The sequence below is a fragment of the Streptomyces sp. NPDC111507 genome, from assembly GCF_055638955.1.
In genome coordinates this window covers 21,328-46,146 of sequence record NZ_JBVKBU010000030.1, presented here as the reverse complement: position 1 = coordinate 46,146, position 24,819 = coordinate 21,328, and the positions used below count along the sequence as shown (strand labels likewise).

Here is a 24,819-nt window from a genome sequence, read left to right as displayed (position 1 = left end):
CGCTTGTGGACATTGCATGAAAGTCCCCCCGTGCAAAGCGAGTTGAATCGGTGAATCAGTCACCCCGATCCTACGCAACCGCTTTCCCGCCGCCACTGGGAAACCCCCAGGGCCAGTACTAGGCCGTCCTTCAGGGCCGCCGTGGAGGGATACTCCCAAGGCCTCCACCAGAAGGGACCGCTACGACCGACTACGCGAACTCACCCGGAGACGCACCGTACGATCCGCTGCATGCTGATTCCGACGGACTACGCTCTTTCACTCTCCTGAAACTGGAGGGTGCCGCACCTGGGTGCGACACCCTCCGTCGCTGTGCATGCGCGAGTAGCGCCTGGTGCCGCATCTCCCGGCCGGGACACCAGCCTCCACCTGGGCGACCCGCAGCGGTTTTCGGGCCGGGAGCGGCCGCCACCAAGGATGACCCAGCGCAGGTAGTACTGGCGCATCTGAACAGTGATGATCTTCGCGATATCCGTCATGAAGGCCACGCCACACGGTCCTGACCTGATCAAACAGGCCGAGCGGTGTGCCCTCCCGCAAGGCGGGAGCAACAGACCGACTTTCTCGCCGCGTGCCCATCGGACGGACAGCGGCCCCGGACGTCGCGCGAGTGCCAACGCTTTCCGGAGACCCAACCCCAGACGGTCCCGGCAACCTCCGGGGCTGCGCGCTTCCCGGAGGAGGCCAGTGCGGACCTACCAGCCCCTCCCCCAGGAGCGCGAGTTCGGCGACAGTGAATCGCAGGGCGAAGAGGCGGACCATGAAGCCGACGCACCGACACCTCCAGCACCCGCCTCTGCCGAGACTGATGCCCAGCAGACACCCGCCATCGTGGGAGCACAGGTCACAGAGGGAAAGCAAGGCCTCCGGGTAAACGCCGCTATCACCGATAGGGAAACCGCGCCCGCGGAGGCGAACAACGAAGGCGACCTCACCACCGTCGACCGCTACTACCTCGCATGGGTGGAGCACCAGAAACAGCACGGCGCCGAGCCCACTGACAAGCAACTGTCCGCCTACCTCGCCGCGAAGGGTGTGAAAGGCCGCAGTGGGAAGCCGATCAGCCCGTCCACACTGCGCAGATACCTCCTGCCCTTCCGTGCGTACAACGTCTGGGCCGAGCACCGGATGCGCCATGAGGCCCCCTTGGCCGACGCCGTTGCGCAGGACTGCGCAACCCGCGGGATCACCGCCCAGTACAACAACCCCCTCACTGCCACCGACATCACGAGACAAGCCCACGACTTTGAGCGCCGCTGGAAGACCCTCGCCCCTCGCGCCGATACCCAAAGCTGATGCCCCACCCGACGCGTGCCTTGCTCATCAGCTGCCCCGTAGATACGTCATCGCCGAGGACCCCTGATCGGCTGCTGGGAATCGTTTCTCTGCGTCCGGATACGCTGCCGCCCCGACTGGGCTGTAGGCCACTGCGTCGGGGAACGCACCATCGGAGGTGTTGATCGACTCCTCCGGGATCACCGAACGTGCGATCTACACGTTCTGCATGTCTCATGAGACATCAGCAACGCCGAGGACTCTCCGTTCCAGCGTCTGCACCACTCCGCCCGGCCTCACAGCTTGAAAAGCACCATCGAGACACTGGCATTGCACGTTTGGCTTCGTTCATTTCAAATAGCAGCGATTGTTCGTCCGTTCGGGCAGCAGTTGGTGATCTTGAGGCTCATGGTTGTTCACGAGAAATAGCAGCAGTGTCAGTGGCCAAGAACATCTCCCCGGGTACGGACGGCAACTCCCCACTGGCGGTCCCCAACGGCGGCCATCTGTGCTCCCACCCAAACGATGTTGGCAACGCTGCGTGACCGGCGGCGAATCTCGTGACGGCCGCGTTGCTCCCGTGGCGGACTGGTCGCCGGCGGCCTGACCGTCCTCGGCGGCGGGCCCGCAGCCAGCGCGGCGCTGGCCGGGCTGGCCGTCTTCGGCGTCAGCGTCATGGTGCTGCACAGGCCCACTGCAAGGATCTGAATCAGGGCCTCGGCATGCAGGAACGGCGCATCTCCGGCCGCGTGCTGATGGAGCTGGCCGGGGACTAGCCTCTGCCGCCGAAGCCCGAGTCCGGCCGTTCTGAGATGCCGACCAACGCCGAACAGCCAACTGCGGGCCTTGAGGTCGGGCTCGACCGTGGGCCGGGGACGGCGGTTCAGGGGATGCCCACATCGGATACCCCTCAACGAATCGCTACTCACAGTAATCCCCCACTCGCGGCCATATGACTCACCATCAGATGACCGCGAGTGGGGAATCTCAACTGGCCGCTGACACAGCAGTATGTCGGCCTGCGCTCGTGAGGGCGGGGGGCATGGCGCTGACATGTAGGGATCAGTCGGGTCTTGTCAGCGAGCCGGTGGGGTGAGGGCGGTGCGGTCGAACGGGCCACCATGCGAGGCGGCGTACGTGACGGCGTCGTTGACGGCGTTGAGGCCGAACGACCGGACCCGTTCGGGGGCGAGGTCCAGGGTGCCCGAGGCGATCAGCCGGATGATGCCGACGTTCGCTGTACGCGGGTACATCCACTGGCCGCGCACGGTGATCGAGTTGCGCATGATCCATGGGTACGGGAGTGCGAGGTCGTCGCCACCGAGCATGCCGACGCCGCCCATGAGAACGACACGGCCGTACTCGCGCACGGTCATGGCCGCCATGCGCGCTGCCGGGCTGGGTGCGCTCGGCGGTAGCAGGTCGATCACCATGTCGATCGGGCCGTCGGCCGCCGCGAACATCGCCGCGCGGTCGCCGGCCTCGTCCCCGGTGAGCGGGACCGGGCGCACACGCGGACCGAACCGGTCGGCGAGGAGGTCGAGCGCGGCCCGGCTGCGGCCTGGGGCGACCACGCGGCCCGCTCCCATGGCGAGCGCGACCGCGACCGCACTGCTGCCGAGGTTGCCGGTGGCCCCGCTGACGAGCAGCGTCTCACCGGCTGCGAGCCCGCCGGCCAGCAGCCCGCCGTAGGGGATGACGTGCACGCCGAGCGCGGCCCAGCGGGCCGGGTCGTCCCCCGCCGCTGCGGGCAGCGGGAAGACGTTCTCCGTCGGGACCCGCATGAGCTCGGCGAACGATCCGTCGTGCAGGTACCGGGCGAGGCGCGCGCCGCCCTCGCCGCGGGAGCTCCAGCCCTGGAGCGTGATGTCGGGCGTCAGGGCGTCGTCCCGCGAGCGCACCGTGGAGTCGCACCACACCAGGTTGCCGGGGCGCAGCCGGGTGGCGTCCCGGCCCACGTGGACGACCCGTCCCACGCCGCCGATCCCGGGCACGACAGGAGGGACCAGGGGGTAGTTCCGCTCGCCGCTGAAGACCTCGGCCGCGTAGGGCGCCACGCTGGCGGCGAGGACCTCGACCACCACCTCGCCGCCGCCGACCTCGGGGTCGGCAACCTCCCGCACCGTGAGCGGGGCACCGAACTGCGTCAGAACTGCTGCTCGCACGTGATGACCTCCGTGTTCGTCCGTGTTCGTCGGGATCGACACTAGGAACCCGGCGGGCATGCGGGAAGCGACGATCCAGCATCTGTGGTATGCGTACGCCGCATGGACATCTCCAGCACAGGGCTACGGGTCCTGCGGCAGATCGCCGAGTCCGGCAGCTTCACCGCAGCAGCCACCCGGCTCGGCTACACCCAGTCGGCGGTCTCACGCCAGGCCGCCTCCCTCGAACGAAGCGCGGGCACCGCCCTGTTCGAACGCCGCCCCGACGGAGTGCGGCTCACCCCCGCGGGTCTGACTCTGTTGCGCCACGCTCGCACGATCCTGGACTGTCTGACGGCGGCCGAGCGCGACCTCACCGGCACCGTCTCGCATACCGAACTGGTGCGGCTCGGGCTGTTCCTGAGCGCGGGCGCGGCCATCCTGCCTCTCTCACTCACCCGCCTCGCGGCGACCGACCCGCAGATCACGGTCACGACTACCGAGGGCACCACGCCCTCCCTGATCCGGGCACTGCGCGCGGGCTCGATCGACCTCGCCGTGCTGACGTCCCGCCCGCCCCACCGGCCATTGGACGGCGAGTCGCCGCGCCTGCACGTCGAGACCGTTGCGGACACCGAACTGGTCGTGGCGGTGCCTTCGACCGGAGAGTTCGCCGGCCGCACCGCGGTGCACGTCGACGAACTGGTCGACGCCCCGTGGATCGCCACCCCGGCGTCGGACGCCGAGCCATTGCTCGGCGTCTGGCCCGGCCTGCCCGGACGGCCGGACATCGTCCACTGCGCGCGCGACTGGCTGACGAAGCTTCATCTGGTCGCCGGTGGCTTCGGGGTGACAACGGTGCCCTCGGGGCTCTCGCCGGTGCTGCCGCCCGGGGTGAGCCTGCTGCACGTCGAAGGCGCACCTCCCGAGATCCGCCGGGTTCTCGTGGCGCGACTCCCCGGCCGCCCCACCCCGGCGGTCACGGCCGTCACCCGAGCGATTTGCTCGACCACCTGATGCGTGCCGCCGAGACCGTCAGATTCGGTGCCGTAGCCCGCCGAGGGCGCACACCATCACGTGTACCTCGGCATTGGCCAGGGCCCTTTCAGCACGAGCACCCCGCTGCTGCCCGCGCAAGTACCCAGTGACGTCAAAAATCGTGAACATAACCAGGCCGTAGATCTGGGGACCTCCCAGGCCCGTGAACAACTGACTTCAATACTCGGGCTCTGGTCCACTTCGTGTGGTCCCGTACGCAGGGTGACTGTTGATCTTCGCCTAATGGTGGTTTTAGTGGTCGTAGGCGGTCAGTGCGCGCATGACCGGCTGGCTGCGCATGAAGCTAGCTCCACTCATCAGGTCCCCTGGGATCGATCATCTAGGCTGGCGCGGTGACTGATGAGCAGGAGAGGGTGCAGCCGTCGGGAGTGTGGGCCACGGCGGTGGGGGTGGCCCGGGTGCGGGCGCTGGAGACCGAGCGGGAGAACGCACTGTTCCGCGACCCACTGGCACAGGCCTTCGCCGCCGCCGGCGGCCTGTGGCCCTCCTCGCCGCCGCTGCCCGATGACGAGGCCGCGCGACGCCGCCGGCTGGCCGTGTCGTTCTCCATCGTCATCAGGACGAAGTTCCTCGACGACCTGTTGCGGCAGGCCTCCGCGTCCGGGGTCCGGCAGGTCGTGCTGCTCGGCGCCGGCATGGACAGCCGGGCCTTCCGGATGGACTGGCCCGAGGGCACCCGGCTGTTCGAAGTCGACACCGCCGCCCCACTGGGCTTCAAAGCTTCGGTGCTGCGCCAGGAGCGGGCCGTCGCGCGCTGCGAGCGGATCACCGTCGCGGTGGATCTGCGTGAGGACTGGCCAGGCGCGCTGGCCGCCGCGGGGCACGACCCGGCCGTGCCGACCGCGTGGATCGCCGAAGGACTACTGATCTATCTGCCCGAGGACGCGGTGGAGCTACTGATGGCCCGGATCAGCACGCAGTCGGCGGCGGGCAGTCGGCTGGGCCTGACGTTGGGCTCGCGCGGGGTGATCGAGCGCTTCGGCGCGGACGCCGTGCCGGGATCGGCGGCGTCCATGTGGGTCTCGGAGATGCCCGACGACCCGGTGGGCTGGCTGGCCGGGCACGGCTGGGAGGCCGACAGCCACACCCTGCGCGAGTGCGCTGCCGCCTACGGCCGCCCGATCAGCACTCCGCCGCAACGCGAGGAGCGGCCCGGCGGACTGATCTCGGCGGTCCGCCGGTAGAGCGACTCCCGGTCCCTAGATGATCCCACTGAAGTCCGCCCGAAAATCGCCTGGCTGGACGGTGGTGTGGTCGACAGTCCTTCGCCGTGAGCGAAGTGTTGTCGCAGTTGAACGAGCTGCTGTTTTCCTCGGTCGAGGGCGTGTTGGTGGAATCGGTCGAGGTGATCGACACGGTCGTCCGGGTCTAGGCCCGTACGACTGCAGGGCGGGCGGCCTGCCCGGGGTGCGGGTGCTGGTCGGGGCGAATACACGGCTCCTACCTGCAATTTCCTCGTGATCTGCCGACGGCGGGCAAGATCGTCGTGGTGTCGTTGCGGGTGCGGAGGTTCGTCTGCGAGGAGGGATCTTGCGAGCGCATGACCTTCGCCGAGCAAGTACCCGGTCTCACTCGCAGGTTCGGGCGACGGACCGAGCGGCTGCGGTCGACGCTGGTGTCGGTCGGTCTTGCGCTCGCGGGCCGGGCCGGCGCCCGGATGACGGACGCCCTCAAGGTTCCGGTCAGCTGGAACACCCTGCTGAGGCTGATCGTCTCGCTTCCGGACCCCGCCACCGCAGTTCCCCGCGTGGTCGGCGTGGACGAGTACGCGCAGCGCAAGGGCCGTGTCTACGGAACCGTGCTCGTCGACGTCGAGATACGTCGCCCGGTCGACCTCCTTCCCGATCGGGATGCGGACACATTCGCGGCCTGGCTCGCCGAGCGGCCTGGCATCGAGATCCTCTGCCTTGACCGGGCGCCCTTCTTCGCCGAAGGTGCCACCCGCGGCGCCCCGCAGGCCCTCCAGGTCGCCGACCGATGGCATCTCTCGCCCGCAACATCCGCACCATCGAAGTCCTCGTCGACCGCGACGCGGTCGCCTCCGGCGCCGCCGCCAGCGGCGAACCGTGGCAGTACTACGACCTCGGCCACGGCTGGTGCACCTACAGCTTCTTCGAGCAGTGCCAGCACCGCATGGCCTGCGCACGCTGCGACTTCTACACTCCGAAGTAATCCAGCAAAGGCCAACTGCTGGAGGCGAAAGACAACCTGCAGAAGATGCTGACCAATATCCCGCTCACCGATGCTGAACGCGCCCCCGTCGGCGCCCTCGACAAGCTCCTCGAACGACTCGCCGATGTTCCTACGCCCGCAGGGCCGACACCGAGCCAGATCGGCGCCCCCGCAACCGCGACTCTGCTGCCGGTCATCGACCGCACCCGGCGGGCGTGCCGGCCCGGTGACCTGTGCTGAGACCCCTCGAGCATTATCCAGGTGTGGGCCAGCACGAGAAGATGCCAGAGTCACTGCCGTGACCTTGATGAACGTGCTCGTCGACTTCGCACGGACCGGCCGCGTCGGCCCGCTTCACTGCGGCATGCCGCTGACCGAGGCAGAGGATCTCCTGGGTCCAGGACGCCCACACCCCGCCATCCGGATGAGACCGGACATTGACGGCTACCCCTACGCCTGGAACGGCCTAGAGCTCGTCGTCACCCAACGCACCGTGAGCGGAATCTGCATCAGGCTCCGGCCGGGCCCGACGACCAACTTGCCGCCCTTGATCTTGCCAGACTCAGAGTCGTACTCGTCCACCGAGCCCCGAGAAGACCTGATCGCCAGCCTTGACGCGATCGATTGCCGCCACGACGTCAACGACCGTCTCACGTTCGGAGACCAATCCAGCGTCCTTACCCATCCGGCGAACGTCTGCGCGGTGTTCTTCACGCCTCGCCGTGACGATCACATGCCTCATCGTGAACGCCACTACCTCGGCGTGATCCATAAGCACACCGCTTGACACCTTTGATTCCACAGAAAGTGTGGAAAATCGCGCGGGAGGTAACGCCACTGAACGCCGGTCCGGTCCACGTACAAGACCGCGTCCATGATGTCGCACAGGTCGTGCTCGGCCGGCCGAAGTCCAGGGCCCTGCCGCGGCGCACGAAGCGCCAGGCCGAGAGCACGAGCTCGATCAACTCCCAGCGGGCATCGGACAGATCACTCGGATACGGACGCCGCTTCGCCATGCTCGTAATGCATCGCCGCGGACCGAGTGCACCCAGGCGCACAGCGATGACGACGGAAGCACGCAGCCCTGAAAGCCGGACATCCTGGAATGAGACAGGAACGAGCAGCACCCCGCCCCACCCCTCCCCCCTCCAGACCCACCAACCCCAGCCACACCTGCCACCTCTTCCACACCGCCACTCCACCCTCCGGGAATCAGTCCATAAAGCACCAAAATAGATGAAAACGACCTCTCGGCTTGACGTCTATCCAGTGCGGCGGGGTTTCGTGCCAACCTTGCGGTGGGCGGGTCGGCTGTATGCCTCGCCGGTCACGAGGACTCTGCCCACGTCATGACGGGCGGCTGTGTGGCGGTTCTTCGAACCAAGTGGCCTTCCTGGTCCGGGTGTTGACGGTTTCGGTGCACCGGCTGGAGAGCCGGTCTTCGCTCGCAGGTTCCTGAACCCCCGCCGGACTCGGGCGGGCGTCAGTCTGTTCGGCTCGGCCGGCTTCTCCCAGGGACGCCGTAGATCGGCGGCGAGCGGGCGGGCGAGCCGGAGCTGGGTGTAGGCGGCGATCACAAGCCATGTCCACCGGTCTGCCCCCTCCGGGCTGCGGAGCCGGGGCCGGGTCCATCCGAGCGTCTGCTTGAACAGGCGAAACATGTGCTCGATGTCGAAGCGTCACAGGAAGGACTGCCAGCAGCGGTCGAGGTCCGTCGTGGTGGCGGCGGTGCCTGACCACCACAGCCAGAGCGGCTTGTTCACCCCGCCGCTGGGCAGCTTCTCCACGGCCAGGCGGATGACGGTGCCCTCGATGATGGGCAGTCGCCCTTCGTGATCGAGCCAGGCGGCCCGCCGGGTCAGCTGCGGATGGAGCCGGTCCCAGGCCTGGGCTGTCGCCTTCCCGTAGCGGCGTGTGTCGGTGACCGTCACGGCCTGCTCGGCGCCCCACGTGGCTGGATCGCCGAAGACGAACTCACCGCCGTGCTTCGGCGGTCGCCCGCTTTGGGGATAGGACAGGGCGTAGTCCTTGAGCGAGGGCGTCGGCCGGCGCATCACCCGGTCCGACCGCAGCCGGCCCAGGACCTCGACGGGCAGGTCGCCCAGCAGGTGGGCGATGCGGGGCGCGTCGTATCCGGCGTCCAGCACGACCAGGACGTTGGGGTCTCCCTGCTTCCACTGGCCGGCGGCGACGAGCCGTACGACGACCTCGCGGAGCTGGACCGTGGTCACCGCGGCGACGTCGGCGCCGGGGTCCAGGCGGACCGCGTCCAGTACCGCCGTCCATGAGGTCCGGCCGGTTTCCAGCGCGACCACGACCGAGTAGGGCCAGCCCGGGATCATCTGGTGCTTCGCTCCTCCGCGGCCGTACGTGTGGCAAAAAGCCCGGTCAGGGCAGGTGTTGGCGTCCGGCCGCAGCCACGGCGAGACGTCCGCGGCCAACACGAGCCGGCCGTTCGCCGCCCGCGGCAGCGGCACCGAGGCCAGTGCGCGGCGCAGCCAGGCCACGTCGATCCGCCCCTGGTTGAGGCCACCGTAGAGAGCCCCGTGCCCACGGCGGTGTTCCGGCGCAAGTGCCAGGTCGGCCAGCGTCCGCACCGGCCCGTCCGTGCACAGCAACGCGTCGCACAACTCGAACAGCGCGTCGCCCCGCGCGGTCAGACACGCGTACAACTCCGTCCGGAAGCATGACACTTCCGCGAACGCATCCCGAAGGACACCCTGATGCACCAGACTCACGACACGGCCTTCGCGCTGATCCACTCTGTGACGGAGCAAAGGATCAGACGAAGGCCGCCTTCGTGTCCGCTGAACTGCGAAAACGCTGATCAAGTTCGAGTCGCGTTCGACGCCGGACCATAAACGTCAAGCTCAGCTTGGCGTTTATCTACCAGGATCTGCCGGGTCTGCCGATGGCCTTGAGGGTGTCAGGGCGTTTGACGGTCTTGCCAACGTCGTAGCGGGGTGCCCGGTGTTTGTTCTTGGCGCCGGGTGGCCGTCCGGGGCCAACACCTCGGGGTTTGGGAACACGGGTCGGGCAGGCAAGGTGGGCGCGGATGTTCCTGAACCCCCGGCGGACCCGGGCCGGGGTGAGCCGGCCGGAGGTGGTGGGTTTCTCCCAGGGCCGGCGTAGATCCATGGCGAGGGGACGGGCGAGCCGGAGCTGAGTGTGAGCGACGATCAGGATCCAGGTCCAGCGGTCCGCCGCCTCCGGGGTTCGGAGTTTCGGAGTGGTCCAGCCGAGGGTCTGCTTCGCGAAGCGGAAGGTGTGCTCCAGGTCGAAGCGGCGGAGAAATGCCTGCCAGAAACGGTCCACATCATCGGGGGTGGCGCCGGTCTTCGAAGACCACAACCACACCGGCGGAGCGTCCCGTTCCTTCGACAGGTGCTCGACCTCCAAACGGACCAACGTGCCTTCGACAAAGGGTAGTTCACCGTCGTGGTCGAGCCATGAGGAGCGGTGGGTGAGTCGGGGGTGGACGCGGTCCCAGGCCTGGGTTTTTGCCTTGCCGTAGTTGGTGGTGTCGGTGACGGTGGTGATCGCGGGCTCTGGCCAGGTCTCCGGCCTGGTGAAGCGGAATTCCGGTCCGTGTTTGGGCGGCCGGCCGTTGACGCCGTGCGTCCTGGGTGGTTTTGGCAGACGCATCACGCGGTCGGAGCGGACCCTGCCGACCAGTTCGACGGGAAGGTCGCGCAGGACCCAGGCCAGGCGGGTGACGTCGTAGCCGGCGTCGCTGACGATCACGATATGCGGGTCCCCGGCCTGCCACTGGCCCGCGGTGATGAGCCGCTCAACGACTCCTCGGAGCTGGTCAGCGGTGATCGCGGTCGCGTCGTGCGCCGGGCCGAGCCGCACCGCGTCCAGAATCGCGGTCCAGGACGTGGCGCCCGGCTCCAGCACGGCCACGAAGGAGTAGGGCCAGCCCGGGATGAACTGCGACGCCGTCTTCGCACGGCCGTAGACGTGACAGAACAGCCGCTCGGCCGAGCATGGCGCGTCCGAACGCAGCCACGGCGACACATCGACCGCCAGGACCAGGCGCCCGCCGGCGAAACGCGGCAGCGACAGCCCGGCCAACACGGCCCGCAGCCGATCCATGTCGATCCGGCCGTGGTTGAGACCGCCGTACATCGCTCCGGGCCCACGACGATGCTCAGGCAGCAGCGTCAAGTCCACAGGGGACTTCACCGCACCGTCCGCACACAACATCGCGTCCGCCAGCTCGAACAACTCATCGCGCCGAGCGGTCAGACACTCGTAGAAATCGCCCCGGAAGCGTGACGCTTCCGCGAACGCCTCCCTCCGGACAGCATCAGGCAGCAGACTCACCCTCACGGCCTTCGTCTTGGTCACGTGCACCTTGGTCGGAGCACAGGATCAGACGAAGGCCGCCTCCACGTCCGGCGAATCCCCAGGTGAGCGACCCAGTTCGAGACACCGTTCGAGGCCGGAAGATAAAAGACAAGCTAACCCGTTACGCACTTATTGCACAAGGGATCTTCACCATTTCCGACCCGAGTTCATATGATACGAAGATCAACAGGCCCGGCCAGAGGGAGACTTCGGCGGGCCCCTCAGGTTCCCGTGGGGGATTCATGCGTATACGCGTCGCGGCCGCCGTAGTTTCCGGTGCCGTCGTTCTGTCCGCGCTCGCTCTTCCGGTTGCCGCTCAGGCGTCGGAGCGTGCGGGTGCGTCGGCGAAGCTCAGCTCCTTCGCTTCGAAGACCGTTCGTCCGAACGACTCGCTGGGCAACACCAAGTTTTCGCACGCGGTCATCAACGGTGGCAAGGACATCGTCCTCGGCACCGCCGGCAAGAAGTCCGTCACCGTCACGTACACCGCCACCGACCAGAACGGCGTCGCCCTCACCGAGGCCTTCCTGTGGCAGGGCACCGACAGCTCGACCACGTCCGGTATCACCGGCGGCCTGGGGACGGACGACGACCCCAGCTGCACGGAGACCGCGACCCAGGGCGTCTACAACTGCAAGGCCGTCTTCAACATCCACCCGGCCACCGACATGAAGGACAACGGCGTGGCCGGGACCTGGAAGCTGTTCCTGGGCGCGTGGGACCTGTACGCGAACGCCGGCTACAACGACGACGTCGCCACCGGCGCGATCAAAAAGCTCTCCACGCTGACCGCCGATGCCACACCCGAGCCCGTCAAGAAGGGCAAGACCATCATGGTCACGGGCAAGCTTGCCCGCGCGAACTGGTCGACGGGCAAGTACGCCGGCTACGCCTCCCAGCCCGCGAAGCTGCAGTTCCGCAAGAGGGGCAGCAGCACCTACACCACCCTCAAGACCGTCAAGACCAGCAGCACCGGCGTCCTGAAGACCACCACCAAGGCCACAGGCGACGGGTACTACCGCTACCTCTTCGCCGGCACCGCCACCACAGCCGCCTCGACAGCACCCGGCGACTTCGTCGACGTCAGGTAAGCACCCCAACGCCGAACCACTCAGGCCCAACCACAGCGGCGCCGAACTCAACAAGTCGGCGCCGCAAAGTCGCCCCGATCCCCGGCGAACGCAAGACCAATCGCGCACATGTGACCTCGCGATGACGGGGTCGCTGAACCGCACGACTCCATACGCCGGGCCCCCGGGGATGTCCTCACTCCCCGGGGCCCGTGGTGCATCCGGCCGGTGTCACCGTGTGGGGACAGGGCGGAAGCAGGACTGGTCTCCGTCGTCGGCAAACAACTCGACTACAAGGGACTTGGTGGCCACCAGGGCGAGTTCCAGGTTGAGGAGCCGGCCCGCGGCTGAACTCCGGTCTCCCCCGCCCTCGATGTGGGGACGGCCGTCGGCCAGGAGGTCCGCAGTACCGTCTCAGCCTGTGCAACGAGGCCAAGGGCCGTCTCCTCACTCACGTTCCGCTCCCAGACCCTGCCCTTGCCGAATACCTCATCCATACTGGTCAGGCAGCATGCCGGTATTCGTGGAGCGTGTCACCAAGCCGCGCTCGTCGTCGAATGTCCAGATGGGCGATCCGGTTCGAGTCCCTCAATCGGGGCGGGCAGCGGTTGGAGGGGGCGGGCGTTGGCGAGTGCCTGGTGCGGCCTGTGCTCGTTGTAGAACCTCTCGAACTCGCGTAGCGCGTGGAGCAGGTGGTGCTGGTTCTGGATCAGGATGCGGTCCAACAGCTCACGCCGGCAGGTCTGCACCCACCGTTCCGTGATCGAGTTCATGCGAGGCATCCGTACTCCGCTGAGTACTGCCTCGATCCCCGCATCGTTGAGGACGGCGTCGAACAGGGCGGGAAACTTCCCGTCCCGGTCCCGGATCAGCAACCTGGCCCGGCAGCAGGCGTCTTCGAGGTCCATGAAAAGGTTCTTCGCGGCTTGCGTCACCCACCTGACGGTGGGGTGCGTGGTGGCGCCGAGAATCCGGATCCGGCGGCGGCGCGCTCGATCACCGCGAACACATACATGCGCGCCCCGGACAAGGTGACCGTTTCCAGGAAGTCACACGCCAGCAGGGCGTCGGCCTGAGAGCGCACGCAGTCCGCCCACATGCTCGTAACACGCTCGGATGCCGGATCGATCCCGGCTTCCTGGACGATCTCCCAGACGGTGGAGGCTGCCACCCTGACGCCCAGAACGAGGAGTTCGCCGTGGATGCGGCGATATCCCCAGTTGGAGTTCTCGCGGGCGAGCCGCAGCACCAGCAGCCGGACAAAGCGCACGGTCCGCGGTCTCCCCGGGCGCTTGGGCCGGGAGCGCGCAGCGTGGCGGCGCGCGACCAGATCGCGGTGCCGGCGCAGCACCATGTCCGGACGCACCACCAGCCGAATCCTGCGCAGTACCCGTGAGGGCAGGCGGTGCGGCAACGCTGCCAGGAACGCGCCATCGCTTGGAGGGAACCAAATCCTCTCGCCAGCGGGTTGGCGCTCCAGCACCGTGATCTGATGGCGCGTGGCGAGGATCTCTGTGTGCTTGCCCCGATCGCTCATGGGCAGCAGGCACAGCGCGGCGAACGCATTCGCCTCGGTCAGGTGAGCCAGTCGCAGCAGCACGATCGGCCAGCATGCCGGGGTGATCGTCAACCGCGCGAGAGTACCAATCCGAGCGTTCGCGCCCGAGACCCCGCGCATCCCGCACACCGAACTTCAACCTGAGCGGATGAGGTTTTCGGCAAGGGCAGCGTCGGCCGCGGGAGAGCCGAGCGGTGATGTTGGACGACATCCCCGATGCGCAGGTCGCGGTGCAGGCGGCGCCTGATCCCGGCGGCTCCCAGTGCGAGCCTGGCGTCGGCGCCCCGGGTCCCGGATGCCCGTTCTTGCACAGGTCAGACCCGGCGCCCGCCGCCTCGGCCACCGTCGCCCTGCTCGTGACATTCGACCCCTCCGACGTGCTGTGATGAGCCTCACCGCAAACATGAGGACCCCCTCGAGTACGCTGGGCGACGTCGAACATGAGGACCCCCTCAGGATGACCCTCACGGTTCAGCACCCGGCCGATCCGGATTCCCTGGATCACGGACAGGACAGCCGCCCGGTCAACGGAGCCGCGGCACATCACAAGGAGATGACCATGAACAAGTGGATCAAGCGCGTCTCGACCGCTGTCGCTTCTACGGCGCTGACAGGCGGAGCCCTTCTCGGAGTCAGCGGTACGGCGTCGGCAGCGACATCCTCGGCACCCGGGGAGCACACGCAGTCCGCGATCACCGCCTTCACCACCGGCGGCGAGCGCGCGAACGGATACCAGAGCAATCACCACGACGCACAGGACGACAGCTGGGGCGCACCCCGCGGCTGGTACACGAACGACGGCCGCCAGGGCCACTACGGGGAAGAGCGCTGGAACGGTAGCCACCTGTACGTCTGGGACGGGTACCGCTGGGACGAGGCGACGACGTACCGCGTCAGCGCCGAGCGCTGGCAGCTGGACCAGGTCGCGTGGTACGCGGACCAGCGCTGATGCGGCCGCAGGCCAGCACGGTCGGTTTCACCGGCCGCAACGACGCGGCTTTGGGGTGCGCCGTTGCGACTCGTCAAACCGACCGCTCGCCGAGCCGACATCGAGCGCGAGCCGGTGAAATCGCCCCCCGGGCGGACAGGGACAACACACGGGAACCGCGTGAGCTGCTCCCGTCCACCGGCGCTACTGGTTGCGCCGGCGGTACCGCCACCCCCGCGCCTCGAAGCACACGGGGAGCCATCGCAGTGCCGGGCGAGCGGGGACATGGAAGTGAGGGACAGTGAGATCGGTCAGAACCGTGGCACACGAGCTGCCCGTGCGGCTCGTCTTGTCGCACGACCTGTGGGTGTCGATACATGCAGCACTGCAGTACGACGCGGATGATCCCTATGCCGTGCGTGCCGTCTTCCACACCCTGGACCAGAGCGGAACGGTCGAGTGGTTCCTCAGCCGCGACATGCTGGCTCAGGCTCTGAGCGAGCACACCGGGCACGGAGACGTACGCATGTGGCCGACCAGTGACTCGGGACGCGATGCGGTGTGCATGGCTCTTCGTTCGCCTGCGGGATCGGCCCTGCTCGAGTTCCCCGCGCAGGGCGTGGAATCCTTCCTGCGCGAAACATGGCCCGCGGTGCCGCCGGGGACCGAATCCAGCCGGTTCGACCTGGATGCCGAACTGGCACAGCTGCTGGCGGAAAACTGAACGCCATCCCCCTGGATGGCGCCGCCCCCGTGAGGCTGAGGGCCCGGATGCCGACGGCGGCACCGGGCCCGCCGTATGTCCCGCTGTATGCCGTGTTGCACGACGTCGTATGTCGTGTTGCACGATGTCGTCAGCCGCGGCTCATGCCTCCTCACGGCACTCGCGGCATTCCTCTTCGGGGCACTCGAGAGTGGTGAGGGTCTGCGCGAACTGCTGAGGGGTCAGCGGGGGTTCGGGCAGCTCGTGGGCGCACTCGGCGCGGAAGGCGTCGAGCAGCAGGTGGAGATGGCGGCGCCAGGCGTTGGGAGCGACGGCACGGGTGGCCTGGATGATCCCGACCTGGGACCAGATCACGAATGCGATGTCGTCCGGAGTGACATCGTCACGCAGGACGCCCTGCTCCTGGGCGTTCCGGAAGATCTGAGCGACCCGTTCCTTCGTGCGCTCGAACATTCCCCTGCCGAGCGCGTGGACGGGCAGGCGGGCCGAGACCAGGTCGTTGAAGGCCCGGTCACAGGCCTGCAGTTCACAGAGCCTTTCCAGGTAGTAGCAGAACCCCTCCCAGGCGTCGTCCATGGCCGCGGCCTCTTCGGCTGCAGCGAGCAGATCCGTGAACTTCGCGGTGAAGAGCTCCTCGACAAGGTCGAGCCGGCGCGGAAAGTGCCGGTAGACCGTGCCGATCGCGACACCCGCCTCGCGGGCAACACCCTCCAGGGAAGCGTCCAGCCCCTGCTCGGCGAAAGCCTTGCGGGCAGCGGCCACGATCGCGTCCCTGTTGCGCTGCGCGTCGCGGCGCAACGGTTTGACCGGCACCTGGGGCGCGGACAGGACGTGCTGGTGACTCATGCATCCAGACTAACATGAGGGGCCCCTCGAATTAGATTGTGATCTTGCTCATGGTGCGGACGGAACGTTGTCCTTGCCGAAAACTTCGTCCGTACAGGTCACACGGCATGTTGGTACGCGTGGAGGATGCCGCCGAGTCGGTCGCGTTTTCGTATGTCGAGGCGGGCGATCTGCCCCGGATCGGTGACCGGTGGGAGCAACGGATGTAGTGGGCGGGCGTTGGCGATGCCCTGATGCGGTCGATGCCCGTTGTAGAACTGCTCGAACTCCCTCAGCGCGCGGAGCAGGTGGTGATGGTTCCAGATGAGGGTGCGGTCCAGGAGTTCGTGGCGGCAGGTCTGCACCCACCGTTCCGTGATCGAGTTCATGCGCGGTATTCGCACGCCGCTGAGGACTGCCTCGATGCCGGCGTGGGTGAGGATGGTGTCGAACAGTGCGGGGAACTTCCCGTCCCAGTCCCGGATCATGAACCTTGCCCGGCAGCCGGCGTCTTCGAGGTCCATGACGAGGTTCTTCGCCGCCTGGGTCACCCAGGCCGCGGCGGGAAGCGCAGTGGCGCCCAGGACCCGGATTTGCCCGTTGGCGCGCTCGATCACCGCGAAGACGTACAACCGCGCCCCGGACAAGGTGACGGTCTCGAAGAAATCACACGCCAGAAGGACGTCCGCTTCGGAGCGCAGAAGGTCCGACCAGGTGCTCGACGCCCGTTCGGGGGCCGGCGGGATGCCGACGTCCTGGAGGATCTCCCAGACCGTGGACGCGGCTACCTTCACTCCGAGTACCAGCAGTTCGCCGTGCACGCGCCGCTACACCCAGCTCGGGTTCTCACGTACCAGGCGCAGTACGAGAGCCCGGATGGAGCGGACGGTGCGCAGTCGGCCCCCGCGGTGGCCGCCGGGATCAGGCGGCATGCCGGCGGGCGACCAGGTCACGGTGCCAACGCAGGATCGTGTCCGGCCGCACCAGCAACCGCACACGGAGCAGCGCCTCTTTCGGGAGGTCATGCAGCAGCGCCGCCAGGAACGCCCGATCCCCCGGCGCGAACTGGACTCGCTGCCCGTTCAGATGCCGTTGCAGCACGGTGATCTGATGGCGTAGAGCCAGGATCTCTACATCCTTGTCCCGGGTGCTCACCGGCAGCAGTCGTAGCATCGCGAACATGTTGGTCACGCTCAGGTAGGCGAGTTTCAACAACACGAGCGACCATCATGCCGAGGTGATCGTCATCTCCGCCAAAGCACTGCGCCGGCCTCAGCATCCGACGGAACGAAGATCACGGCACACAGGCTCTGACCAGGCCGGATGAGGCTATCGGCAAGGGCAACGTTAGGCACGCTGAGTGACGCATTTTCCAGTGAGCCACCAGTGCCCGTGCTGTGGCTGAGCGCTTCAACCGGCGAGCGTTCGATCGACCACGTGAAACGCCTTGGGTTTGCTCGGGCAGGTTGATGGCGACGCTCGCTTACGAGTCCGGCAGGCGGAGCCAGACTTCGGAGAAGGTGAGGCCGTGCTCGTGGGTCACCAACCCGCACTGGCAGCCCAGTGTGATCAGGCGCCAGTCGCTGGCCAATGTCCAAGGACCGTCCGCAACTCAACGACCGCGGCACCCACTACCAACCCGAGCAGGACGTCTCCAGTTGGATCCGTTTCAACCTGACCGCCTACCGCCAACAGGCACAAACCGTCCAGGGCCGCCTGATTCGCTCCGGCCGCGTGTGGAGCACCCTCGCCGAATTCGCCGACGTCACCCACCTCGACGAACGCACCGTCACCGCCCTGCACGACGTCGCCATGGCCGGACGCGTACGCCGCTCCCGCTACCAGCACGCCGAAGCCCTCAGCCTCCAGCAGGCCCAGCGCGACCTGCGCGACCTCACCGCCGCCCACATCCTCCAACCGGTCGGCCGCACCCGCGCCCGCTTCTACACCGCTGGCTCATAATTCCCCCAAGACGCCCGCGAAACCACACACACCCCCATGAATCTCAGCAGCCCTTACCGAACACCGCAAGACACCTGAGCAGATCACCCCGAACCCTGCGCCCCCAAAAAACTCGTCCGTGCAGGGATGTATCAGGATTCAGGGTCTTCCAAGATTTTCGTAGCCGGTGATCGCTTCCGGCGGGGCATCAGTTGAGCAGGGCGTAGCAGCAGCCGGCGAGTCGGCACGGGCCGCGGTCGAGCAGCAGCCGGTTGATTCCAGCCGTCACTTCGGCGGACCGCTGGTCTGCGGCGGTGAAGGCGCGTACGGCGCTGCGCAGCTCGCCCATGGTCGCCGCCGCGCGGCGTTGTGGCCCTCGACGTCGGATCCCGGGACAAGGAGATCGCGAAACTGCGGACCGCGCGGGCCGACATGCCGCGCATGGCCTAATGAGCCGCTTCGGCTGCTTGACCAGGTCACGTTGTGCACAGGCAGTGACCGGCGCGCAGGACAGGAAGGCGGTGGCGAACCGGGCCATGAGCGAGGAGAGCATGGACCGGTCGGAGGGTTTCGGCGAACGGCTGCTCGGTGTGCTGCTGGATCGTGCGCGGCTCTTGCCGCCGCAGCTGATCGCCCCGCTGATCGCGGAGGAGGTGGCCGGGATCGGCGGCCGTGAGGTGTCCATCCTGCTCCAGGACTACGCCCAGGAGCTGCTGGTGCCGCTTCCGGGCAGGAAGCTACACGTCGGCCAGCCCGAGCCGATGGCCGACTCCCCCGCCGGCCGGGCCTTCCTGCGCGGGGACGTCGTCGAGGTACCACAGCCCGGCGGCGTGCGGATGTATCTGCCCCTGCTGGACGGAAGCGACCAGGTGGGCGTCATGGCCCTGACGCTGGACACCGTCGACGACGATGACCGGCGCCTGCTGCGCCGGCTCTCCGGACTGGTCGCCGACATGCTGGTCACCAAGAACGCCTACACCGACCAGTTCTTCCTGGCCCGGCGCCGGGAGCCGATGAGCGTGTCCGCGGAGATCCAGTGGGGCCTGCTGCCGCCGCTGACGATGACCGTGCCCCAGGTTCAGGTGGCAGGCATCCTGGAGCCCGCCTACCGCGTCGCCGGTGACAGCTTCGACTACGCCCTCAACGACAACATCCTGCACATGGCCGTGATCGACGCGATGGGCCACAACCTGGACGCCGCCGCGATGGCGACCATCGCCATCGGCGCCTACCGCCATGCCCGGCGCGTGTTCGTCAGCCTGGCCGAGAAGTACGCGTTCATGGACCATGCCATCTCACGGCAGTTCGGGGACGACCACTTCGTCACCGCGCAGCTGATGCACGTCAACGTCGCTACCGGTGAGCTGGAGCTGGTCAACGCGGGCCACCCCGCGCCGCTGCTGATCCGCGATGGCCAGGTCGTGCGGCAGCTGGAGAGCGCGACGACGCTCCCCGTCGGCTTCGGAGGTGAAGTGCCCCGCATCAGAGAGCACACACTCCAGCAGGGCGACCGGGTGCTCTGCTACACCGACGGCATCATCGAGGAGCGCATCGACGGCGGGGAGACCTTCGGTGAGGAACGCCTCATCCACTGCGTCAACCGCCTCGGCCAGGAGCCGTCAGACGGAATGCGCGCGGATCTGCGCCGGCTCTCCCACACGCTGAAGAAGGAACGGGGCGGGCGCACCAGCGACGATGCCACCCTCTTCATGATCGAATGGCGAGGAGGGGCCGCCGACCATCACCCAGTCCTCGAGTCAACTTGACCCGGCTGTAAACGACCGGGCTTGGAGGTAGGGCACCACTGGCTGTGGTGTGGCCTCCTCCGTCCAGACACCTAGCTCTGCTCGTACCGGCAATGCTCCTACTCCTGATGCTGGCGCTGGACGTCTTTGAAGACCTTCTCTTCGCCTCGCCACCACCGCCCCCTCCAGATGACAAGCCCCCCGAGCAGATCGACAGCCACGATTGAACAGTTCGCTGCGCAGGTCGGCCTCCAGAAGCGCGATGGAAGAGAACGGCTACCGGGTGAGCATCCCCTCCCGTGCCCCTGAGTCAACGCTCCCCCTCGGGAAACAGCAGGAACCGGTCAAGACGGTCGAGGTGAGCCGACTCCCCGGTCCCAATCATCCGCACGATCTCCTTCGGAAGGTGCTCCTGGTCGAGGCCGAGCAAGGAAGTAGGCAGGTCGGTCGGTTCGCTGCCAGCGGGGTCGCCGTAGCGGAGCAACACGCTGGGGAGAAGCGCGCCCCAGGCCTCCACGGCGGCTTCCTCGGTCAGCAGGGGGAAGATCCTGACAGGAGCGCCGAGCCGGTCCCAGCCGAGGTGGTCGAACAGGCCCGGATCCAGCTTCAGGGAGAGGTGTCAGTGGTCGTGGCGATCGCAGTGGTCATGACGCCCGTCGTGGCCGTCGTGCCCGTCGCCGTCGTACCCGTGGTGCTCGTGGTACTTGATCGTGGTGGTGTCGGTGGCGGTGTGGGTGGTGGCGTCACCGCCTCCAGTGACGGTAGCGGTGTTGGTGACCCGTGCACGGGCGTTGCAGGAGACGTCGACCTTCAGGGTGACGGGCGGGTAGCTGTGCCCGGCAGACAAGACGTCGCTGCGGGTGCAGGTGAGGGTGGCCAGAGTGCAGTGCCATCCCCTGCCGGTGATCCTGTCGGCCCGAAGACCTGCGGGGAGGATGTCGTGAACGGTGACCGTGGTGCCATTGGTCGGGCCGGCCGCAGTAGCGTTACCCACAGTGATGGTGTAAACGCCGTCCTCGCCCCGGATGAAGGTGTCCGCGTGACTCTTGGCGATGGTCAGGGTGGGGTGGTCGACTGGGATGACCGTAAATGTGAGGCCGGTATTGCCGGTGTTGGCGGTGCTGTCGGCGCCGCCAGGCCCAGTAGTGGCGGTGCCGCTGGGTTCGGTGAGGCCGGTGGTGGTGAAGGTGTCGATCACCGGTACCGTCCCGTCGTTGGCCTGGGCGACGTAGGCGCGCTGAACCGTGGCGGTCCAGGCTGCGGCCAGGACGATCGTCAGGACGGCCAGCCCGGCCATCATGACCGCTCCCGTCGTGCGGGCCCGCACCCTCAGCCGCAATCGAAACATGCCGCCCGTACCTCCCGTGCCGCGGCTTGCTCCAGCCCGCCCTCTCCCATGCCTGAACACCGACATCTCCGCTTCCAGACCGTCGACAACAAGCCATAGATACTCACCGTGACATGAATGTCATTTTATGCTTCCGAGAGTGGGCTCGCGGATACGACACGACGGTGATCGCGGCGAGCACACGAGACTCGACAAGCGGGGGGCGAGTGGTGCGCCGAGGTCAGAGCGCCGGCGAGGATGGCGCCGGCGCAAAGGAGCGGTGACGCGCGCGATGACGACCGTCATGCGTCGCCCACGGACGCCCATGGAGCAGATCAGCCGGCTGCGGGGGCGAGGCTCGACCGGAGCGGTCACCGGTGGCGCCGGAGGAACTTGGAGAGCAGAGCGGTGAGGACGAGGGCTGAAAGCCCGGCGACCACAGGGGTGGGGAAGTGCCCTTGCTGGGCGGCCGCCGCGGCGACCGCTCCGGCGCTACCGTAACTCGTCGGGAAGGTGACGGTGGCGCGCGTGGTGCGCTCGACCAGGCCGCTTTTGAGCGTGAGCGCCACGGTCCACGGGCCGTCCGGCAGCCGTGCGTCCAGCGGGACGACCGCCTCCGCAAGGTCGCCCGGAGCCAGTGTGGTGCCCGTCTTGGCCAAGAACGGTCCAGCGCGCAGTCCGCCCGGCCCGTCGAAGAGGGAGAGTGCCCCGCTGATGTCCAGGGCACGGCCCCCGGTGTTGTGGATCCGGGCGCGGACCTCCCCACGCCCGTCGCGGGCTCGGTTCGGATAGAGCCGCTCGATCTTGAAGTCCGAGGGTGGCTCACCGCCGGGACCGACGTCGATGTACATGCGGACGCCCACCCGGCCCAGCATCGTCATATTGTGCGAGCGGTCCGTGGTGGTGCCCGTCTGCGCCCAGACGACGCCGTATCGCTCCCCGGCGGCGGCATCCCTGGGCACCCGGATGGTGGTGCGTACCCGCGCCGTTTCGGAGGCCGCCAGCTCAAGGTCCGCCGTATCGAGTGACGTCCAGCCGGTCAGCTCGTTGGGGGTGCGCTGCGGCGCGAAGGTGAACTCACCCTTCGCGATGGTGGCCGCCGCAGCGTAGACGTCGACGTGCATCGGTGTGGACGACTCGTTGGTGACCTCCACCCGCCGCTCGATGGTCGAGCCGGGCGCGACATGGTCGACGATGTAGGCATGCGCCCTGGGATCGGCACGGCGGCTTTCCGGAGCGTCGAGCAGCTTGATACTGATGGTCCTGCCCGCAACCGGGCCCTGGAGGGAGGACACCCCGGGCACCCCGTGCCCCGCCGCCGGCATCACCCCGGCCGCCTGCACGGAGGCCAGCACCAGCAGCAGAACCCAGTACCGGCGAGCACCCTTCATTCCGTCAGGCAACGGACTGGGTCAGCGTTCCGGTGTAGGTCCCGCCGACGGCGCCGGCGGGCACGTTAACGGTGACTGTCGGGTTCCAAGACGCTGTGTTGTCTCCGACACCGGCGCTCCCGGTGACTACCGTCTGCCCGGAGTTACTCAGCGTCACCGGCGTTCCGGTGGCGGTAATGGTACCGGTCGTCGTAATCGACCCGGGATCGTAGGCAGCTCTGGTGGCGGGGATCGTCGACCCACCGCTCGTGAAGTCCGTCTCCGCCGCGGTTACCGTCCAGGAGGCCGAGAGGAGGGCGCGATCGTCGGTGACGGTCACGGGGCCGATCGGCGCGCTGATCGCGGTGCCGGGCGCTCCCGAGCCGAGGCTGGCGCTGGCCGGTACCGACAGCGTCAATGCGCCGGACGTGACGGCGTACGTGACTGTGGTGCTGGGGTCGTCCGCCGCGACGGCGAGGCCCGGCTGGACCAGGACGAGAGCAGCGGCTGCGGCCGCGACAGATAGGCTTCGAGCACGCACGATAACTCCCGAAGTAGCCGGCCGCCAGCGGAGATGCCGGCTGACGTGACGCAGACAATCGGGCGCGGCCTGTTCACACAAGCCGATGCGCGCCGCATTCCGCCACACGAAGGACCACGTTTCAGCCGGAGCGAAGCCCAGCCCGCCTCGCCGGCACCCCCAGATCGCCTGGCCGCGACGACGAAGGACAGCAGCGAACGGAATCGCAAACCGACCCGCGACCAGCTCAACATGATCCTCGACGCGGTCGACGGCCTCGCCCTCGACTTCCCGGGGGCTGTCGAGGACGCCCAGGAGAACCTGCGCAAGAGTCTGGCCCCGATCAGCACGCTGTGGACCAACGCCGACGCGGCGCATTCATTTCCACAGTGTCATCGCGTGGACTCCGAAGTCGGCGGCCACCTGCTCGACCGTCATGCCCGGGCCGCGGTTCCTCGCGACCCGTACGACATCCTGACGGAACTCTTCCGGATAAGGCTTGGGCACAGCGACATCCTTCCCACCCGCCCCACGGGGCAAGCCAGTTCAGGTCAAACTGGAACCTGAGAGGTGGGGCAGGTCACTCGGTCTCGCTAAGTCGTCGAATCCGTTCGCCTTCGGTACGCCCGCAGGCCGCCTGGCTCGCGACCGCGTGATCGAGCTGGTCGCCGTCGGCCGTACGCAGCCGGGGCTCCTGCCCGACCTGGCCGAGGTCGAACGCCCCGACGGCACCCGCGGCCCCTGGTGCCACTCGCTGCACCCGCCCGCCCTGCGGATCGAGTACACCGCGCTGCGAAATGCGGCGTTCGTGCTGGTGGTGGGGCTGTAAATGATGCGCAACATTGAGGTCCGCGACATCCTCAAGGACTCGGTCGTTGAGTACTACGGCAGCCCCGCCGTGAAGGCGACCAAGCACAAGCTGGACCCGGACCTGCCGATCCGGCACTGGTGGATCATCGAGCCAGTGGCCAAGGCGATTACCACGGCGGCCGAGCTGTCGGTCGATGACGAGTACGCCTTCGCGTCCGTGCAGGCCAAGTCGCCCATCAACCACTTCGACAGCGGCGACGCGATCAACAGCTTCGCCCGGCACGCCAACAGCAACCGGCATGTCACCGGGCTTCCGCAGATCCCCGAGCAGGAGCTGGCCCCGCACATGTTCCGCCGCACCATGGCGATGCTCCCCCGGAAGTTCCCCGGTTCGGAAATCGCCGTCGGGATGCAGCTCAAGCACGTCGCCACCAGGGCGCTCGCGAACGCCACTACCCAGGGCTACACCGAGCCCTCGCCCGCCTGGGCCCAGCACCTGCGGACCGCCATCAGCGAGCGCCGCTTCGAGCGGCTGGCCGCCGCCGACAGCCGCCGGCGAGCAGATCGGCTACGGACCGGGCGCCGACCGCCTGCGCGAGACCTTCGCCGCCATCCGGGCCAAGGCCACCGAGATGAGAGCGACCACCCACGCGCAGCGCGGCGACCTCCGGGTCGAACTCGACCTTCTGCGCCGCACGCGCCTGTCCGTCCGTTTCGGCAAGCTCAACCACTGCACCATGGACGACGCCAACCCAGTCGGCGCCAAATGCCTGGAAGACGCGATCATCCCCGAAGGCCACCAAGGCCCGCTCATCGACCGCTGCCGGCCCTCCCGCTGTGCGAACAGCGTCATCGCCCCCCGCTCACCTGCCCATCTGGACTGCCGAACGAGCCTCGCTCACCGACCTGCTCACCACCCCCAAGCTCCCGCCCAACCGCCGGGCACTGCTCACCGAACAACTCCAGGACGTCGACCGCGTAATCCAAAAAGCCACCCC

22 protein-coding genes and 5 pseudogenes are annotated in these 24,819 nt (G+C 67.8%); 15 read left to right on the top strand and 12 right to left on the bottom strand.

Annotation, left to right across the window (positions count from 1 at the left end):
• The first annotated feature begins 687 nt into the window (after nucleotides 1-687).
• On the top strand, nucleotides 688-1,296 hold the full coding sequence (locus ACZ7M2_RS50340) for a hypothetical protein (RefSeq protein ID WP_471601033.1): 609 nt from the start codon (nucleotides 688-690) through the stop codon (nucleotides 1,294-1,296).
• A gap of 1,055 nt (nucleotides 1,297-2,351) precedes the next feature.
• On the opposite strand, the gene ACZ7M2_RS50335 is transcribed toward ACZ7M2_RS50340, so the two are convergent.
• Nucleotides 2,352-3,440 carry an alcohol dehydrogenase catalytic domain-containing protein gene (locus tag ACZ7M2_RS50335; protein WP_471601032.1) on the bottom strand — a complete coding sequence of 363 codons (1,089 nt, stop codon included), beginning with the start codon at nucleotides 3,438-3,440 and terminating at the stop codon, nucleotides 2,352-2,354.
• A gap of 102 nt (nucleotides 3,441-3,542) precedes the next feature.
• On the opposite strand from ACZ7M2_RS50335, the gene ACZ7M2_RS50330 reads away from it, so the two are divergent.
• From ACZ7M2_RS50330 to ACZ7M2_RS50305, 6 genes and pseudogenes are all read left to right on the top strand, one after another.
• Nucleotides 3,543-4,436, top strand: a complete 894-nt coding sequence (locus ACZ7M2_RS50330; protein WP_471601031.1) for a LysR family transcriptional regulator — start codon at nucleotides 3,543-3,545, stop codon at nucleotides 4,434-4,436.
• A 374-nt stretch (nucleotides 4,437-4,810) separates the two neighbouring features.
• The gene (locus tag ACZ7M2_RS50325) at nucleotides 4,811-5,662 is read left to right on the top strand and encodes a class I SAM-dependent methyltransferase (protein WP_471601030.1); all 852 of its coding nucleotides are present in this window, start codon (nucleotides 4,811-4,813) and stop codon (nucleotides 5,660-5,662) included.
• Nucleotides 5,663-5,883: 221 nt separating this feature from the next.
• Nucleotides 5,884-6,408, top strand: a pseudogene (locus tag ACZ7M2_RS50320) (transposase family protein); the annotation flags it as partial.
• Between the two features lie 47 nt (nucleotides 6,409-6,455).
• Entirely contained in the window at nucleotides 6,456-6,650 is a 195-nt protein-coding gene (locus ACZ7M2_RS50315) for a hypothetical protein (protein WP_471601029.1), read from the top strand.
• Nucleotides 6,651-6,695: 45 nt separating this feature from the next.
• The gene (locus tag ACZ7M2_RS50310) at nucleotides 6,696-6,890 is read left to right on the top strand and encodes a hypothetical protein (RefSeq protein ID WP_471601028.1); all 195 of its coding nucleotides are present in this window, start codon (nucleotides 6,696-6,698) and stop codon (nucleotides 6,888-6,890) included.
• 58 nt (nucleotides 6,891-6,948) lie between these two features.
• Nucleotides 6,949-7,437 (top strand): hypothetical protein, encoded by a 489-nt coding sequence (locus tag ACZ7M2_RS50305; RefSeq protein WP_471601027.1) that lies wholly within the window; start codon nucleotides 6,949-6,951, stop codon nucleotides 7,435-7,437.
• An 8-nt stretch (nucleotides 7,438-7,445) separates the two neighbouring features.
• Here the strand turns inward: ACZ7M2_RS50305 and ACZ7M2_RS50300 are convergent.
• From ACZ7M2_RS50300 to ACZ7M2_RS50290, 3 genes and pseudogenes are all read right to left on the bottom strand, one after another.
• A pseudogene (locus ACZ7M2_RS50300) lies at nucleotides 7,446-7,666 on the bottom strand (transposase); the annotation flags it as partial.
• A gap of 246 nt (nucleotides 7,667-7,912) precedes the next feature.
• A pseudogene (locus ACZ7M2_RS50295) lies at nucleotides 7,913-9,388 on the bottom strand (NF041680 family putative transposase).
• A gap of 148 nt (nucleotides 9,389-9,536) precedes the next feature.
• Nucleotides 9,537-10,979: an NF041680 family putative transposase gene (locus ACZ7M2_RS50290; RefSeq protein ID WP_471601043.1), complete on the bottom strand. Its 1,443-nt coding sequence runs from the start codon at nucleotides 10,977-10,979 to the stop codon at nucleotides 9,537-9,539.
• 266 nt (nucleotides 10,980-11,245) lie between these two features.
• On the opposite strand from ACZ7M2_RS50290, the gene ACZ7M2_RS50285 reads away from it, so the two are divergent.
• Complete coding sequence (locus ACZ7M2_RS50285; protein ID WP_471601026.1) at nucleotides 11,246-12,094, top strand: hypothetical protein; 849 nt, start codon at nucleotides 11,246-11,248, stop codon at nucleotides 12,092-12,094.
• Nucleotides 12,095-12,575: 481 nt separating this feature from the next.
• On the opposite strand, the pseudogene ACZ7M2_RS50280 reads toward ACZ7M2_RS50285, so the two are convergent.
• Nucleotides 12,576-13,673: pseudogene (locus ACZ7M2_RS50280) on the bottom strand (integrase core domain-containing protein).
• Between the two features lie 415 nt (nucleotides 13,674-14,088).
• Between ACZ7M2_RS50280 and ACZ7M2_RS50275 the strand changes: the two are divergent.
• Nucleotides 14,089-14,580 (top strand): hypothetical protein, encoded by a 492-nt coding sequence (locus tag ACZ7M2_RS50275; protein ID WP_471601025.1) that lies wholly within the window; start codon nucleotides 14,089-14,091, stop codon nucleotides 14,578-14,580.
• Between the two features lie 298 nt (nucleotides 14,581-14,878).
• A complete protein-coding gene (locus ACZ7M2_RS50270; RefSeq protein ID WP_471601024.1) occupies nucleotides 14,879-15,283 on the top strand; it encodes an SsgA family sporulation/cell division regulator in 405 nt (134 codons plus the stop codon).
• A 141-nt stretch (nucleotides 15,284-15,424) separates the two neighbouring features.
• On the opposite strand, the gene ACZ7M2_RS50265 is transcribed toward ACZ7M2_RS50270, so the two are convergent.
• Both ACZ7M2_RS50265 and ACZ7M2_RS50260 read right to left on the bottom strand, forming a co-directional pair.
• Entirely contained in the window at nucleotides 15,425-16,129 is a 705-nt protein-coding gene (locus ACZ7M2_RS50265; protein ID WP_471601023.1) for a TetR/AcrR family transcriptional regulator, read from the bottom strand.
• Between the two features lie 98 nt (nucleotides 16,130-16,227).
• Nucleotides 16,228-17,326, bottom strand: a pseudogene (locus ACZ7M2_RS50260) (integrase core domain-containing protein).
• A 372-nt stretch (nucleotides 17,327-17,698) separates the two neighbouring features.
• Here ACZ7M2_RS50260 and ACZ7M2_RS50255 point away from each other — a divergent pair.
• A complete protein-coding gene (locus tag ACZ7M2_RS50255) occupies nucleotides 17,699-18,070 on the top strand; it encodes a hypothetical protein (protein ID WP_471601022.1) in 372 nt (123 codons plus the stop codon).
• 187 nt (nucleotides 18,071-18,257) lie between these two features.
• On the opposite strand, the gene ACZ7M2_RS50250 is transcribed toward ACZ7M2_RS50255, so the two are convergent.
• Nucleotides 18,258-18,398 carry a hypothetical protein gene (locus ACZ7M2_RS50250; RefSeq protein ID WP_471601021.1) on the bottom strand — a complete coding sequence of 47 codons (141 nt, stop codon included), beginning with the start codon at nucleotides 18,396-18,398 and terminating at the stop codon, nucleotides 18,258-18,260.
• Nucleotides 18,399-18,600: 202 nt separating this feature from the next.
• On the opposite strand from ACZ7M2_RS50250, the gene ACZ7M2_RS50245 reads away from it, so the two are divergent.
• Entirely contained in the window at nucleotides 18,601-19,815 is a 1,215-nt protein-coding gene (locus tag ACZ7M2_RS50245; protein WP_471601020.1) for a PP2C family protein-serine/threonine phosphatase, read from the top strand.
• Nucleotides 19,816-20,104: 289 nt separating this feature from the next.
• Here ACZ7M2_RS50245 and ACZ7M2_RS50240 read toward each other — a convergent pair whose 3' ends face one another.
• From ACZ7M2_RS50240 to ACZ7M2_RS50225, 4 genes are all read right to left on the bottom strand, one after another.
• On the bottom strand, nucleotides 20,105-20,311 hold the full coding sequence (locus ACZ7M2_RS50240; protein WP_471601019.1) for a hypothetical protein: 207 nt from the start codon (nucleotides 20,309-20,311) through the stop codon (nucleotides 20,105-20,107).
• A gap of 102 nt (nucleotides 20,312-20,413) precedes the next feature.
• Nucleotides 20,414-21,142: a hypothetical protein gene (locus tag ACZ7M2_RS50235; protein ID WP_471601018.1), complete on the bottom strand. Its 729-nt coding sequence runs from the start codon at nucleotides 21,140-21,142 to the stop codon at nucleotides 20,414-20,416.
• Between the two features lie 350 nt (nucleotides 21,143-21,492).
• The gene (locus ACZ7M2_RS50230; protein ID WP_471601017.1) at nucleotides 21,493-22,512 is read right to left on the bottom strand and encodes a COG1470 family protein; all 1,020 of its coding nucleotides are present in this window, start codon (nucleotides 22,510-22,512) and stop codon (nucleotides 21,493-21,495) included.
• A gap of 4 nt (nucleotides 22,513-22,516) precedes the next feature.
• Nucleotides 22,517-23,032 (bottom strand): hypothetical protein, encoded by a 516-nt coding sequence (locus ACZ7M2_RS50225; protein WP_471601016.1) that lies wholly within the window; start codon nucleotides 23,030-23,032, stop codon nucleotides 22,517-22,519.
• Between the two features lie 45 nt (nucleotides 23,033-23,077).
• Between ACZ7M2_RS50225 and ACZ7M2_RS50220 the strand changes: the two genes are divergently transcribed.
• The 3 genes from ACZ7M2_RS50220 to ACZ7M2_RS50210 all read left to right on the top strand — a co-directional run bounded on the left by ACZ7M2_RS50220 (nucleotide 23,078) and on the right by ACZ7M2_RS50210 (nucleotide 24,803).
• Complete coding sequence (locus ACZ7M2_RS50220; RefSeq protein WP_471601015.1) at nucleotides 23,078-23,578, top strand: hypothetical protein; 501 nt, start codon at nucleotides 23,078-23,080, stop codon at nucleotides 23,576-23,578.
• An 85-nt stretch (nucleotides 23,579-23,663) separates the two neighbouring features.
• Nucleotides 23,664-23,840 carry a hypothetical protein gene (locus tag ACZ7M2_RS50215; RefSeq protein WP_471601014.1) on the top strand — a complete coding sequence of 59 codons (177 nt, stop codon included), beginning with the start codon at nucleotides 23,664-23,666 and terminating at the stop codon, nucleotides 23,838-23,840.
• Nucleotides 23,841-24,803: a hypothetical protein gene (locus tag ACZ7M2_RS50210; protein WP_471601013.1), complete on the top strand. Its 963-nt coding sequence runs from the start codon at nucleotides 23,841-23,843 to the stop codon at nucleotides 24,801-24,803.
• The last annotated feature ends 16 nt before the right edge of the window (nucleotides 24,804-24,819 follow it).

Bases quoted from the DNA above. Each gene is read 5' to 3' on its own strand.
- ACZ7M2_RS50310 (WP_471601028.1), top strand. From the start codon at position 6,696: ATGCTGACCAATATCCCGCTCACCGATGCTGAACGCGCCCCCGTCGGC.
- ACZ7M2_RS50245 (WP_471601020.1), top strand. From the start codon at position 18,601: ATGGACCGGTCGGAGGGTTTCGGCGAACGGCTGCTCGGTGTGCTGCTG.
- ACZ7M2_RS50230 (WP_471601017.1), bottom strand. From the start codon at position 22,512: ATGAAGGGTGCTCGCCGGTACTGGGTTCTGCTGCTGGTGCTGGCCTCC.
- ACZ7M2_RS50265 (WP_471601023.1), bottom strand. From the start codon at position 16,129: ATGAGTCACCAGCACGTCCTGTCCGCGCCCCAGGTGCCGGTCAAACCG.
- ACZ7M2_RS50275 (WP_471601025.1), top strand. From the start codon at position 14,089: ATGACCCTCACGGTTCAGCACCCGGCCGATCCGGATTCCCTGGATCAC.
- ACZ7M2_RS50255 (WP_471601022.1), top strand. From the start codon at position 17,699: ATGTCCAAGGACCGTCCGCAACTCAACGACCGCGGCACCCACTACCAA.
- ACZ7M2_RS50315 (WP_471601029.1), top strand. From the start codon at position 6,456: ATGGCATCTCTCGCCCGCAACATCCGCACCATCGAAGTCCTCGTCGAC.
- ACZ7M2_RS50210 (WP_471601013.1), top strand. From the start codon at position 23,841: ATGATGCGCAACATTGAGGTCCGCGACATCCTCAAGGACTCGGTCGTT.
- ACZ7M2_RS50285 (WP_471601026.1), top strand. From the start codon at position 11,246: ATGCGTATACGCGTCGCGGCCGCCGTAGTTTCCGGTGCCGTCGTTCTG.
- ACZ7M2_RS50250 (WP_471601021.1), bottom strand. From the start codon at position 18,398: ATGGGCGAGCTGCGCAGCGCCGTACGCGCCTTCACCGCCGCAGACCAG.
- ACZ7M2_RS50330 (WP_471601031.1), top strand. From the start codon at position 3,543: ATGGACATCTCCAGCACAGGGCTACGGGTCCTGCGGCAGATCGCCGAG.
- ACZ7M2_RS50235 (WP_471601018.1), bottom strand. From the start codon at position 21,142: ATGTTTCGATTGCGGCTGAGGGTGCGGGCCCGCACGACGGGAGCGGTC.